12 protein-coding genes are annotated in these 13,245 nt (G+C 50.4%); all 12 read right to left on the reverse strand.

Annotation, left to right across the window (positions count from 1 at the left end):
- Positions 1 to 184: 184 nt before the first annotated feature.
- The 12 genes from GOM71_RS15295 to rbsK all read right to left on the reverse strand — a co-directional run bounded on the left by GOM71_RS15295 (position 185) and on the right by rbsK (position 12,899).
- Positions 185 to 943 carry a BofC C-terminal domain-containing protein gene (locus GOM71_RS15295; protein ID WP_173275662.1) on the reverse strand — a complete coding sequence of 253 codons (759 nt, stop codon included), beginning with the start codon at positions 941 to 943 and terminating at the stop codon, positions 185 to 187.
- 55 nt (positions 944 to 998) lie between these two features.
- Positions 999 to 2,789, reverse strand: coding sequence for a LysM peptidoglycan-binding domain-containing protein (locus GOM71_RS15300; protein WP_173275666.1), 1,791 nt, complete (start codon positions 2,787 to 2,789; stop codon positions 999 to 1,001).
- Between the two features lie 205 nt (positions 2,790 to 2,994).
- Positions 2,995 to 3,873, reverse strand: a complete 879-nt coding sequence (gene pheA, locus GOM71_RS15305; protein ID WP_156282579.1) for a prephenate dehydratase — start codon at positions 3,871 to 3,873, stop codon at positions 2,995 to 2,997.
- The gene (gene thrB, locus GOM71_RS15310; RefSeq protein WP_156282581.1) at positions 3,870 to 4,835 is read right to left on the reverse strand and encodes a homoserine kinase; all 966 of its coding nucleotides are present in this window, start codon (positions 4,833 to 4,835) and stop codon (positions 3,870 to 3,872) included. Before thrB ends, pheA begins: the two co-directional genes overlap by 4 nt.
- Positions 4,836 to 5,119: 284 nt before the next feature.
- Positions 5,120 to 6,406, reverse strand: coding sequence for a homoserine dehydrogenase (locus tag GOM71_RS15315; protein ID WP_156282583.1), 1,287 nt, complete (start codon positions 6,404 to 6,406; stop codon positions 5,120 to 5,122).
- A 32-nt stretch (positions 6,407 to 6,438) separates the two neighbouring features.
- A complete protein-coding gene (locus GOM71_RS15320) occupies positions 6,439 to 6,876 on the reverse strand; it encodes an ACT domain-containing protein (protein ID WP_367649628.1) in 438 nt (145 codons plus the stop codon).
- A 116-nt stretch (positions 6,877 to 6,992) separates the two neighbouring features.
- Entirely contained in the window at positions 6,993 to 7,976 is a 984-nt protein-coding gene (locus GOM71_RS15325) for a LacI family DNA-binding transcriptional regulator (RefSeq protein WP_156282585.1), read from the reverse strand.
- A 131-nt stretch (positions 7,977 to 8,107) separates the two neighbouring features.
- The gene (gene rbsB / locus GOM71_RS15330; protein ID WP_156282587.1) at positions 8,108 to 9,061 is read right to left on the reverse strand and encodes a ribose ABC transporter substrate-binding protein RbsB; all 954 of its coding nucleotides are present in this window, start codon (positions 9,059 to 9,061) and stop codon (positions 8,108 to 8,110) included.
- Between the two features lie 30 nt (positions 9,062 to 9,091).
- Positions 9,092 to 10,039, reverse strand: coding sequence for an ABC transporter permease (locus tag GOM71_RS15335; RefSeq protein ID WP_156282589.1), 948 nt, complete (start codon positions 10,037 to 10,039; stop codon positions 9,092 to 9,094).
- Positions 10,029 to 11,531, reverse strand: coding sequence for a sugar ABC transporter ATP-binding protein (locus tag GOM71_RS15340; protein WP_156282591.1), 1,503 nt, complete (start codon positions 11,529 to 11,531; stop codon positions 10,029 to 10,031). Before GOM71_RS15340 ends, GOM71_RS15335 begins: the two co-directional genes overlap by 11 nt.
- A gap of 30 nt (positions 11,532 to 11,561) precedes the next feature.
- Positions 11,562 to 11,960, reverse strand: coding sequence for a D-ribose pyranase (gene rbsD / locus GOM71_RS15345; protein ID WP_156282593.1), 399 nt, complete (start codon positions 11,958 to 11,960; stop codon positions 11,562 to 11,564).
- A gap of 24 nt (positions 11,961 to 11,984) precedes the next feature.
- Entirely contained in the window at positions 11,985 to 12,899 is a 915-nt protein-coding gene (gene rbsK / locus GOM71_RS15350; protein WP_156282595.1) for a ribokinase, read from the reverse strand.
- Positions 12,900 to 13,245: the final 346 nt, after the last annotated feature.

Here is a 13,245-nt window from a genome sequence, read left to right on the forward strand (position 1 = left end):
CATCTCCTTCAATGATTGCGCTGCCTCTAAGGGATGCTTTCATTATGTATAACTTCTATTATAGCAAATCGAGCCATGAATGAGAACACGCGTTTGAGAGGATCGCCAAAGGGAGGTGCTCCTTAAGCGCAATAAAGCCGCGAGTCGATGGATGACTCGCGGCTGGGCAACGCCGGGCGGCGGATTAGTACGCAGATTTCATTGCCTTTTCGTTCTCTTGAACGGCATAATCGCTAAAGGTCGAAAGTACGCTATTGTACTCATCGATATCGGATACCTTAATGCCGTTAGCAAGCTCATCGACTTTTTGCTGCGGCAAGGCGCTCTCCATGTATTGGATATCCAGCTGAAAAAAAGTTTTTACGACCTTTTCTTTTTTTGGCACTCCTTCAAATAACGACAAATAGCCATGCTTGTCCAATCCGAAGTAAGCTTGAGCTCTGCAATCCTCGGAAAAATCATCGATCTGCTGCTCGAGCTGCACCGTTGTTCCATCGCTTGCCATTACAGCCGTCCACTCGGGGTGCGACATCAGCAGTTTTACAATTTGGCGCGCATCGATCCGCCCTAAATTGCGAATTGCTTCGCCGCATATATAAACGCTGCGCAGTTTGACCGTCAAGGGTCCATCATGCCGCTCTAAGGTTTGAATAACACTGTTTCTGTCCTTTTCCGATTCCGGCAAGCTCGACGCTGCTTCTGCGAACGGAGTTACAAGAAAAGCTCCTGTTCCTGTTATTGCCGCAGCCGCAAGCCATAACGTAAAGGAGCCTAATAACCATAAGGAGCGGCGACGGCGACGTAGACGTTTTCGGACCTGCTTCCATAAGCTGAACTCCATCATCTCGATAAGCCCCTTCGCGTTTTTTTCTGCCCCGCGCGCAGCTCCGGCGTCCGGTTCAGATTTGACAATAGTGTTTCCTCCAATGCCAAATCTATGCATACAAAGCAAACGCCTGAAGCGTCCACAAGGACGAATCAGGCGCCGCTCCATTCCATTATCGTTTAATCCAAGGCTTGCTGCCGCGTTTATCGTTGCGCAACGGCGACGCCACGGTGCGGATAACCGCTTTTTTACCTGGCTTGCGCTGCGTTTTGCTGTTTTTCACAACTTCGCTCTTGCCCTTGTCGATCTCATCTTCGCGTTTTTCTTTACAGCCGCATGGCTTCTCATTCACGCCTGCAACTTGGCCAGGCCAAGTCGGGTACGGAGGAAACGGCGGGAATGGCGGGAAGCCCCATACCGGATAACCGTAACTTCCGGCAGGAGAAACCGCTCCGTAACCGCCGACCGATTCAGGGCCGATATTCGATGGCGAGATATTATTTTCTTGCAGGCCGGCAATGTGCTCAGGACCTGCGTTAGCTGGCGAGACTGCTGTCGGGCCAAAGTCATAGCCATAGCCGTAGCCGTAACCGCCAACCGATTCAGGGCCGATATTCGACGGAGATACGCCTGTCGGGCCATAGCCATAACCGTAGCCATAGCCGCCAACCGATTCAGGACCTACATTCGACGGAGACACGCCTGTCGGCCCAAAGCCATAGCCATAGCCGCCAATCGATTCAGGACCTACATTCGACGGAGATACGCCTGTCGGGCCATAGCCATAGCCGTAGCCGCCAGTCGATTCAGGGCCTATATTCGACGGAGATACGCCTGTCGGGCCATAGCCATAGCCGTAGCCGCCATAAGGCATTTCTTGAAATGGAGATACGTTTGACGGTCCAATATTGGAAGGACCGATATTAGCCGGAGAAACGTTGCCGAGCGGACCGATATTAGAAGCTGCGACATTGGATGGACCAAAGCCGAACGGAGCAACGTTCGCGCCGCCGACATTCAAAGGCGTCAGATTGGCGTTCTCGGCGAGCGGCATCACTTGTCCTCCGCCGTATCCGTAGCCGCTTTGCAATGGCGAAACGTTTCCGTAGCCATAGCCGCTGCCAAATGCAGGGCTGACATTGTTTGCAGGGGACGAAGCTTCGATCGCAGGCATATTGAATTGCTGGAACGGATTTACGGCATTAGGCACATTTTCTGCATGTATAGGACTCGTTTTTTTCTTTTCGATCGGCAGCGCTTTTTGCGGTTTTACCGCATTTGCCTGCTCTTTCGCAGCCTTCGCAGGAGCCGTTTTCGCCGGAGCGGTTTTCGTTGGCGCAACCGGTTTTTGTTCAACAACAGGCGCAACCGGTTTTTGTTCCACAATCGGAGCCGTCGGTTTTTTCTCTACGATCGGCCCTGTTGGCGCTTTGCCCGCTGGCGAAACTGGAGCCGGCGCCGGCACCGGTGCTGGAAGCGGCACCGGCATTATCGGCGCTGTAGGCGTTTTGCCTTGAATTGGCGCTGTGTTCTTCTTGCCGCCAACCAAGTTCTGCACGCCTTGCACGATCGACATCGGATGGAGCGGATGATGTCCCGAGCCTGTGCCGGCCGCTTGCAAATCAACCGATGTATGAGTCGATTTCGGAATATTGACGATTTCCCCGGTCAGCAGCACATTCGGATTTTTAAGCTGCGGATTCGCTTTTATCATGTCGGCAAGCGGCACACCCCAAGCTTTGGACAGCTTCCAAAGCGTATCCCCTTGTTTGACAACGTGCTGATGCATAATATCACCAACTCCTCCGCCGCTCGTGGACGGAATTTTAAGCTTCATGCCAACGTCAAGCACATCGGGATTCGTAATTGCCGGGTTCAGCTTTAAAATTTCTTCAATCGACACATTATGTTTCTGGCTAATAAAATACAATGTATCGCCTTTCTTAACGACATAAATTTTCACTCGCTGAAAACCTCCTGTCACGTTCGTTGTACAGCAGTCACGGCTAATGCCTGCTATCAATCATTACATCCTATGCAGAACATAGGCATGTGTCTCCAACTTATTCGAAAAAAAATGCTGACATAAAAAATAAAAATCGCCACCTTCCAACCGGGAAGATGGCGATTCTTAGATCGATCTGATTTTCTGCTTCATTAGCTAATTGCTAGTTGCACAATTGTTCGTACGTAAAGCTCGGGTAGCTGCCCAGAATGCGCACTTGGCAGCCCAACGCTTCGATCTCTTCAATAGCCGATGGCAGCAGCACCGTATCGAGCGACATATCGATATCGATGAAGAAATAGTAGGTGCCGAGTTTTTTCTTTGTCGGCCTCGACTCGATTTTCGTCAAATTGATTTTCCGCCAGGCAAACGCCGAAAGCACACGATGCAGCGCGCCCGGAAAGTCGTCTGGGAGCGTAATCAATATGCTCGTTTTACGATGTTCCGAATGCCGCGCCGTGAACGGTTCATTGCCTACTAGAAGAAAACGTGTGTAATTGTTGTCGTGATCGGTTACACCGCTGCTCAATATATCTAATTGATTGTTCGCAGCCGCGGTAGATGTTCCAATCGCTGCCCAGCCGACGCCCGGATTGTCGCGCACAATACGCACCCCTTCCGACGTGCTGCCGACCGTTTCGGTTTCTGTACCCGGCATTTCATTCCGCAGAAACTGCAAGCATTGCGCCATCGCAACCGGGTGGCTGAACACTTTCTTAATCCGGCGCAAATCAAGCTGTCCGTTTTCGTTCTCGAGCTCGGCACGGCGTCCAATCAAATTTTGAATCGATGGGTAGACCCACTCGGCTTGGATGGGCAAATCCACCTCATGCACGAGCCAATCCATATGCAGGCTTACCGAGCCTTCAATCGTATTTTCAATCGGAATAACGCTATATTGGCTTACCTGATTTACCGTGGACATAAAAACGTCCGATATCATGCGATGATGATTCCAATTCACTTCTTCATTGCCAAACAGTTTTTTTGCCGCTTCATCGGATACAGATCCTGCCGGCAAAAGAGCTACCGATTGCTTCATTGCATGACCTCTCCTTTAATGCGCGACATGAAATCCTCCGATTCGGCGGCGGATTTCACCGTTATCTCCGGTCCAGCAGCAACCGGCTTCAGCCACATCGTCTTGGCTTCAATACCTTCCCGCTGCAGCGTCTCGAGCAGAAAAGCTTCAAGCTCCGACTTGCGCGGGCTCTCCGCATCCACGAACGCAATCAGCGTCGGTCCCGCTCCGCTGAGCGCTGCGCCAAGCGCGCCATAGTCGGCGGCGCGCTCCAATATTGCCGTCATGCCGGGAATAAGCGCCGCACGGTACGGCTGATGCAAACGATCGCGCATGGCATGACGAATGAGTCCCAGCTCGCCGCTCGCAAGCGCGGCGACGAGCAGCGAGCTGCGGCCGACGTTGAATACGGCGTCGGCCATGCTGATTTGCGAAGGCAGCGCGTGGCGCGCCTTCTCGGTGGACAGCTGGAACGCCGGAATTGCGACCAGCGTTTCCAGCCTCGGATGCGGCTCCAGCCGGACATGGTCGGCACGCTCGCCGTCCCAGGCGGAGACGACAATGCCGCCGAATAACGAGGCGCCGACATTGTCGGGATGCCCCTCAAGCGAAGTCGCAAGCTGGAACAGCTTGTCCTCGCTGAGCGGGCTGCCGATCAGCGCGTTGGCTGCGACTAACGCGCCGACGATCGCCGATGCGCTGCTGCCAAGACCGCGTGTCAGCGGAATATCGCTGTACATAGACACGCACAGTTCGGGTACTTCAACTCCCGCTTCTTTAAACACAAGCTGTGCCACTTTATAGATCAAGTTCGATTTATCGGTTGGAACGCCTTTCATCTGGTCGCCGTAAAGGCGAAACTCTGTCTTGTCAGCTGCCGACATTTCGATCCATGCAAAGAGCGACAATGCCATGCCCAGCGTATCGAAGCCTGGCCCCAAATTGGCGGTGCTGGCCGGTACCTTTACTAATACACGATTCATAACAAGTAAAGCTCCTTTATAAGATGTTAAAAAGTCTGCTTTTGATCACGATGTTATTCAAGAAGCGCTCCGGCATCGAATCTTGAATTCAGCCGGGACAAAGCATCTGCTTCCGAAGTATGTTTCCTGCGGAAACATTTCAGGTTCTCACGTAGTAACCCACTACGCTCCGATCCTCATTCCCTAGCTTCATTCAACCTTCTGCAGCGTTTTGAAAAAACGCAGCTACGGAAGCATTACTCATGTGCTGAAAACCAGACTTTTTAACTTTCATTTAATTGAGATTAGCCTTCTACGCGATAGACGCTCTTCACTTTGCGAATTACATCAAGCGATTCGAACTTTTGCAGCACTTTATTGATTGCCGCTTTGTTCGCATCATGCGTAATGACGATAATTTCCGCTTCCGGATTGGACGGGTTCGGCTGCTGCAGCACGGATTCAAGGCTCACTTCGAAGTCTGCGAACACTTGCGTAATGCGAGCCAGCACGCCTGCGCGGTCGTCCACATGGAGCAGAAGGAAGTACTTCGAGCTAATTTGTTCATCCGTTTTCAGCTTTTTCTCTTTAAAGGCTACGACGCCTTGCTTGCCGTTGACGCCCAGCTTCAAGTTTTTAACGACAGCTACGAGATCGGCTACGATCGATGTCGCCGTTGGCAGCTCGCCGGCGCCAGGGCCGTAGAACATCGTTTCGCCGACAGCCTCGCCATATACATAAACCGCATTGTAAACGCCGTTTACCGAAGCGATCGGATGCGATTTTTTAACCATTGTAGGCTGCACGCTGATGCTGAATTCATCGTCCTGGCGCTCTGCGATGCCGAGCAGCTTCACTTCATAGCCAAGCCGTTTCGCGTACAAAATATCCTCTTTGCTCACCTTCGACATCCCTTGAACGGACACGTCCTCCAACGCGACATTCGCGCGGAAGCCGAGCGTTGCCAGAATCGTCATTTTGCGCGCAGCGTCCAGTCCTTCTACGTCAGAAGTAGGATCAGCCTCCGCATAGCCGAGGTCTTGCGCTTCTTTCAGCACGTCGCCGTAGGATGCGCCCTCTTGGCTCATTTTCGTCAAAATGTAGTTGGTTGTACCGTTCACGATGCCCATTACTTTCGTAATGCGGTCGGAAGAAAAGCCTTCGATCAGCGTACGGATAATTGGAATGCCTCCGGCAACGCTCGCTTCATACAACACATCGCAGCCATGCTGCTGCGCTTTTGCCAGTATTTCTTGACCGTGCAGCGCCATCAAGTCTTTGTTTGCCGTCACGACATGCTTGCCGCGGGCCAACGCTTCCATGATGTATTCCTTTGTATGTGTAATGCCGCCCATGACTTCGACGACAACGTCGATTTCAGGGTGATGGATAATTTCCCACGGATCTTCGGTCAGCTTCGATGCGTCGATCGAAATGCTGCGCGACTTGTTCTTATTGTTAACAAGCACCTTCTCAATGACGATCGGGGAGCCGACCTGTCCCTGCAAATCTTCTTGATGACCTTCAACGATGCGTACAACGCCTGTTCCTACAGTACCGAGTCCAAGCAAACCTACCTTAACTGGCTTCATCCTAATTCCTCGTTTCTATATTTAATAATAGCTTATCCTTGCCCAATGACGGATGCTTTGCGCACGCCTTGCTGGCTGCGTATGATCTCGATTAACGAACTAAGCTCGCCGGTCATCTGCGATATGTCCACCGAGATGACGACATTGGCGAAGCCTTGCAGCGGAATGCTCTGATTCATCGTCAGCACATTGCCCTCGAGGCCTGCTACCAGACTGAGCACCTTGGATAATACGCCCGAGCGATGCTCCAAATCCATTGCAATCGTGACGATCCGCTCGCGTTCCAGCTCATGGAGCGCATATACGCCATCTTTGTATTTATAAAAGGCGCTGCGGCTAAGGCCAACCCGCTCCACCGCCTCATGCACCGTCGCTGCGTCTCCCCGTCCAAGCATTTCTTTCACTTGGATCGTCTTCATAATCGCTTCCGGCAGCATATCTTCCCGAACGACATAATAACGTTGCGTCACTATTTCGTCCTCCCTACAAAGACAATTGTTCACCTATAATGGACATTATATCGGAATCTGTCGCCTGCGGCAATAGGTTATTGCTATGAACTATCTTTTCTGCGAGCCTCATAGCGCTAAGTAGTAGCCTTTTGCAACAGCTCCACTTCAAGCTCGTAATTTTTACGTTCAATAGGTTCGTTGTTAATTAAACGGATTAAATAATCCATTGCCGTTTTGCCGATCGAGTAACTTTGTTGGGAAATGGTCGAAATTTCAGGATAAACCATATCCATCCGGATGCCGTCGAAGCCGATCAACTTCACTTGCTCAGGAACTTTAACTCCCAGTTCGATTAACGCCTTTAAGGCTCCGGCCGCCATCAGGTCATTGCCCGCGAATACGCCGTCCACATCGGGATGCAGCTTGAAAATATCCTTCATGGCCTGATAGCCTCCAGCAACGGTAAAATTGCCATAACCGATCAAGCTTGGCGTAAACCACGGCAAATCCCGGCATTTTTCTTCATAGGCAAGCGTCCTCTCTCTCGACGAAGACACGTATATAGGGCCGGAAATATGCGCGATCTTGCGACAGCCGGCAGATAGAAGATGTTCAACGGCCATTTCGCCGCCTTGGCGGTTTGCGGCTGTAACCGAAAGAATAGGATAATCGGAAAAAGATTTATCTATCGCGACAATCGGAATGGAACGATCCTGCAGGGCAATGATCTGCTCGGGAAGAACGGTATAGGACGAAATAATGATGCCGTCTATTTGCTTGTTGATTAGCGTTTCAATATAATTCTTCTCTTTATCCGGATTATTGTCTGTATTGCACAGCACAAGCGTAAAGCCGCGAGCCGCTGCTGCGTCCTCTGCCGCGCGGGCTATTTCCGGGAAAAAGGGGTTTAAAATATCGGGTACCATTAAAGCGACGGCTGCGGTTTTTTTGCCTGCCAAGCTTCTTGCGATATTATTAGGCTTATAATTCAGCTTTTGAATGGCTGCCATTACCGCGATTTCCGCCTCCTTGCTGACGTAGCCGCTTTGATTAAGCAGACGGGAAATAGTGGCGACGGACACGCCGGCCAACTTGCTGACATCTTTAATAGTAGTCATTGATAACAAAATCCTTTCGCGAATCAGCCTGACATTTGATATAAAGTATACGGAATTATCAATTTAAAAAACAAGTGTGTTTACGCTCACAGAAGCGTAAACACACTTGTTTGGTTGTAGCCTGCGCGTTACTATTTTGCGGAATCTTTCGTAATCAGATCAAGTTCAACTGGAATCGATGACTCGACCGCTTCGCCTTTGGCAATCTTAATAGCGGTTTGTACTGCCAACATACCCATCAGATCAGGCTTTTGCGCCACGGTCGCGCTCAGCTTGCCTGCAAATACTTCCTTCACGGCATCATCAGTCGCATCGAAGCCGACAACTAGAATGCCTGTTGCCCCTGCTGCTTCGATAGCCTTAAGTGCGCCAAGCGCCATTTCATCGTTGTGTGCGAAAACGGCTTTAATATCTTTGTTGCCTTGCAAAATATTTTCCATGACCGTCAAGCCTTTAGCGCGATCAAAGTCGGCTGGCTGTTTGGCCGCTACTTGAATGCCGCTGGATTTGGCGATTTCTTCATTAAAGCCCGCACCGCGCTCGCGAGCCGCAGAAGAGCCCGGAATGCCTTCAAGCTCGACAACCTTGCCCGTACCGTTCAGCTGCTCGGCGATAAACTTCGCGGCGAGCACGCCTCCAGCTTTATTGTCGGAAGCGATATGCGACACGACTTTTCCGCCGTCTGCCGTCCGGTCGACCGTAATAACCGGGATGCCTGCAGCGTTTGCGGATTCAACTGCGGGCACGATAGCTGCCGAATCGGTAGGATTAATAATGATGACATCTACTTTTTGTTGAATTAAATCTTCGATCGAGGAAGCCTGCTTGGCGGCATCGTCTTGTGCGTCAACCGTAATTAATTCAGCCGATTCGGCCGTAGCTGTTTGCTGTGCGCCTTCTTTTAAGGTTACGAAAAATGGATTGCTTTGCGTCGATACGGCAAGTCCGATTTTAATGCCCTCTGTTTTGGCTCCGCCTTGCTCCGGCTCTTTAGTAGTTTCTGTTCCAGGAGCTGTTGTTGAGCAGCCAGCGAGGAGCAGCGCCGCAATCATGCCGATACTTAGGAGTTTCGATGTCTTTTTCATGAGTTAACCACCTTTTTTGTATTATATGATTTAACTATTGGCTTTTTTGCGATCCAGCAATACGGCCAACAGAATAACCATCCCTTTAACCACTTGTTGATAAAACGAGGAAACGCCAAGCAGATTCAAGCCGTTGTTCAATACGCCGATAATAAGCGCCCCTACCAGCGTACCGACGATCCATCCTTTGCCGCCTGACAAGCTGGTACCGCCAAGCACGACGGCTGCGATTGCATCCAGCTCGTAGCCGGTGCCGGCATTTGCCTGCGCCGAGTTCAGGCGGGACGTAAGAATAATGCCCGCAAGCGACGAAAGCAGGCCCGTCAAAGCATACACATATATCTTAAAGCGGCCGGTCTTGATACCGGAAAGCAGCGAAGCCTCTTCATTTCCTCCGATAGCATAAATATTTCTGCCAAAGGTCGTTTTGCGTAACACGAATAATAGTACGGCGAAAATGATGATCGTAATAATTACAGGAACGGGTACTCCAAAAAAGTAGCCTCCGCCAACTAATGTGAATAATTCGCTTTCAAAACCAGTTATCGGCCTGCCATCCGTATAGACGAGAGCAAAGCCCCGGTAAATGGTCATCGTAGCCAGCGTCGCGATGAAAGGAGCAATCCTCGCTTTCGTCACGAGCAGCCCGTTAATCGTACCCATTACTCCGCCTGCGGCAAGTCCGATGATGATTGCGGTTACGGGATCCATCCCTCCGTTCAGCAGCCCTGCCGTCAGTGCTCCGGACAGCGCAAGCGTTGCGCCTACTGAAAGATCGATGCCTCCGGTCAGTATGACAAAGGTCATGCCGAAAGCGATTAAAGCGTTAATGGAAACTTGGCGGAACACGTTCATTATGTTGTTGACGGTCATAAAATTCGGACTTGCGATTATTAAAATGACCGTAATGATAAGAAGTCCGATGAGAGGACCTAACTTTTGCAAAGTGGATGATAATTGTTTTTTGTCAATGGCCATTGCCGCTTCCTCCTGTCGCTGCATGCATGATTGTTTCCTGATTCATTTGCGCCTTGTCCAATATAGAGGAGATGCGTCCTTCATGTACGACAATAACGCGGTCGCTGATACCTAATACTTCTGGCAAATCCGATGAAACCATAAGAATCGTGACGCCTTGCTCGCTAAGCTCGTTCATCATGCTGTAAATTTCCTTTTTCGCCCCGACGTCCACGCCTCTAGTCGGCTCGTCCATAATGAACACTTTAGGCAGTTCGCCCAGCCATTTGCCAATGGCAACCTTCTGCTGATTGCCGCCGCTTAACGATTTAACCGTTTGCTCGGAATCTCGCGTTCTTATGTTGAATCGCTTGATCATTGTCTCAGCCAGCTCATTATCCTTCTTGGCGGAAATCACGCCTGAGCTTGCAATCCGTTTGTAATTGGTTAAAGATAAATTTTCCCGGACGGACATGCCGAGTACTAAGCCCTGATGCTTGCGGTCTTCCGTTACGAATACGATCCCCGCTTCGATAGCCCGCGCCGGATTGTCGATCGTTGCCTCGCGGCCGTCAATATAGATTTTGCCGTGTTTTTTCTTGTCAGCCCCAAACAGCATCCGAACGATTTCCGTTCGTCCCGCACCCATAAGCCCGGCGATGCCGACAATCTCGCCTGCCGCTGCGGAGAAGCTGATACCGCTCAGCTTCTTGCCGTCGCTTAAATTTTCGACTCGAAGCCGCTCTCCTCCAATTTTGCTATTGCGTTCCGGATACCGTTCGCCGATCTCGCGGCCGACCATTAACCGAACAATATGCTCGACCGTCGTTTCAGCTATCTTCTCGGTTCCAAGAAACGCTCCGTCGCGAAGAACCGAAATACGGTCGCAAATCTGAAAGATTTCCTCCATCCGGTGCGAAATATAGACAATGCCTACACCCTCGCGCCGCAGCTGCTCCATGATTTTAAACAGCGCTTCGATTTCACGATCCGTCAGCGCCGCAGTAGGCTCGTCCATAATGAGAACCTCGGCTTTTTTAGACAGCGCTTTCGCGATTTCGATCATTTGCTGCTGCCCGATCGACAACGTTTCGGCCGCGGCATCCGGGTCAAGCTCAACGCCCAGCCGCCGCAAATATTGTTGCGTCTTGCGCTTCATTTCTTTATTCCGTACAATGCCGGATTTGCCGTAGGTAAGCTGTCTGCCGAGAAACATATTTTCGGATACGGACAGCTTCGGAATAATGTTTAGCTCCTGGTGAATGATCGCTACGCCCATATCTTCAGCTTCCTTCGGGTTCGCGAACATGACATCCTGTCCCTTGACCTTAACCGAGCCGGAGTCGGCTTTGTATACGCCAGTCAAAATTTTCATCAATGTCGATTTGCCTGCGCCATTCTCTCCCATCAGTGCGTGAATTTCGCCCGGCTTAAGCTGAAATGCGGCGTTCTTCAATACTTGCACCGTAGAAAAGGATTTATGAATTCCGGTCATTTCAATTAGAAAATCCATCTGTGCCCCCCTTTTGCTGAACAACAGCCTTTATTTGAAAATAACGCCTGATTGAAGAATGATGTTCGCATACGGCGTCGCTTCCCCCGTACGAATCACCGCTTTAGCTCGCAAGGTTAGTTCTTTTAGCTTTTCATGCGTCACGGCGTTGACTGGAATGCCGTTCAACAGCTGTCTGGTACGGTCATAAACCGGTGCATTTTGCTCTGCCATTTCACTAGCGATTATCGCTGTTTCGACCTCCATGTCGGCGAGCACCGCCTCCAACGTATCCAAGTACGACGGCAGCCCTTGCTTTACCGCCAGATCAATTCGTTTCACCGAGTCGGGAATAGGGAGTCCGCAATCCCCGATTACGATAATGTCAGTATGGCCCATCCGGGCAATTACCGCTGCTATGTCACTGTTCAATATGCCGTTTTTTTTCATTTTTAAACCCTCTCAAGTCAATTACTAGTTTTGTGTTTCAATAAACCTTTCAACGTCTATGCGCAGCGGCATTCCACTCTGGGCGCCAAGCTTGGTCACCGATAAAGCGCTGGCTGCTACCGCAAACTTTACGGCCTCGTCCAGCGGCGAACCCTCGCTCAGCTTAACGGCTAGCGCACCGTTGAAGGTGTCGCCTGCACCGGTTGTATCGACGGCCTGTACCTTTCTGCCCGGCTCATGCTTAATCTCCCCGTCCAGCGATTTGTAAAAGGCTCCGTTGCTGCCGCCCGTCATGACAATTCGGTGAGGATACAAGTCCATCAACCGCTGGAATGACCGATCCGAGTTGTCGCCAAGGCCAAGCAATATGGACAGCTCGTATTCATTTGGCGTAATGATATAAACCTGTTCCAGCAGCTCTTGCGGCAGCTTGATAGCAGGAGCAGGATTTAATATAACCGGTATATCCAGCTCATTTGCGAGCTTGATGGCCGCTTCGACAGTAGCGAACGGAATTTCTTGCTGCAGCAGCAGCATATCTGAATCCGCAATCATTTCCTTCAATGCCGAAATATCTTCCGGAAGCAGGCTATAGTTAGCTCCTGGAATAACGATAATACGGTTATCGTTGTCGCATACGGTAATCGTCGCGATGCCCGTCGATTGATGAGTAACCGTTTTCACATCATCCGTATTAACGCCCTCCTTCTGAAGAGCCTCCAAAAGCTGTTTCCCGAAGTGGTCGTTGCCTACACAGCCGATCATCCTAACCTGAGCGCCAAGCCGCGCGCAAGCGACTGCTTGATTCGCGCCTTTCCCGCCTGTAAAGCTAGAGAAAACGCTGCCAAAAATCGTCTCGCCTTGATTTGGCATGACATCCGTTTCGGTAACCATATCTATATTCATGCTTCCAATAACCGTAATCTTTGGCTTAGCCATCCTTGCACCTCTTTATCCATTTCAGATGTAATCGCGTAACATGTAATCGGTTACACATTGTTTTCTCATTTTATAGTCACCTTTTAAGATTGTCAATAGCCAATAATAAAAGTGTTGTTCCTCTGAGATCGTGCCACGACAAAAAAAAGGCCGTCTCAAAAGAGGTTCGCTCGCTAGAGAAACGGCTCGCATCAGTAAATTAAAAAAGTGAATTTCATAAAAACCAGCTAATGTTTGTCAAGCTTTTAGTATTGGAGCGCGCCAAGTTAATTGGTATACTAATTTCTAGGCACGACAAATAACCTTCATTGGCGTGAAGGTTATGGGTAAATATGGTTTTAGATTT

This window comes from Paenibacillus sp. NEAU-GSW1 (assembly GCF_009737085.1).
Lineage (GTDB): Bacteria > Bacillota > Bacilli > Paenibacillales > Paenibacillaceae > Pristimantibacillus.

Coding starts and splice junctions, on each gene's coding strand:
- GOM71_RS15295 (WP_173275662.1), bottom strand. CDS start 943: ATGCATAGATTTGGCATTGGAGGAAACACTATTGTCAAATCTGAACCG.
- pheA (WP_156282579.1), bottom strand. CDS start 3,873: ATGAAGCAATCGGTAGCTCTTTTGCCGGCAGGATCTGTATCCGATGAA.
- thrB (WP_156282581.1), bottom strand. CDS start 4,835: ATGAATCGTGTATTAGTAAAGGTACCGGCCAGCACCGCCAATTTGGGG.
- GOM71_RS15315 (WP_156282583.1), bottom strand. CDS start 6,406: ATGAAGCCAGTTAAGGTAGGTTTGCTTGGACTCGGTACTGTAGGAACA.
- GOM71_RS15325 (WP_156282585.1), bottom strand. CDS start 7,976: ATGACTACTATTAAAGATGTCAGCAAGTTGGCCGGCGTGTCCGTCGCC.
- rbsB (WP_156282587.1), bottom strand. CDS start 9,061: ATGAAAAAGACATCGAAACTCCTAAGTATCGGCATGATTGCGGCGCTG.
- GOM71_RS15335 (WP_156282589.1), bottom strand. CDS start 10,039: ATGGCCATTGACAAAAAACAATTATCATCCACTTTGCAAAAGTTAGGT.
- GOM71_RS15340 (WP_156282591.1), bottom strand. CDS start 11,531: ATGGATTTTCTAATTGAAATGACCGGAATTCATAAATCCTTTTCTACG.
- rbsD (WP_156282593.1), bottom strand. CDS start 11,960: ATGAAAAAAAACGGCATATTGAACAGTGACATAGCAGCGGTAATTGCC.
- rbsK (WP_156282595.1), bottom strand. CDS start 12,899: ATGGCTAAGCCAAAGATTACGGTTATTGGAAGCATGAATATAGATATG.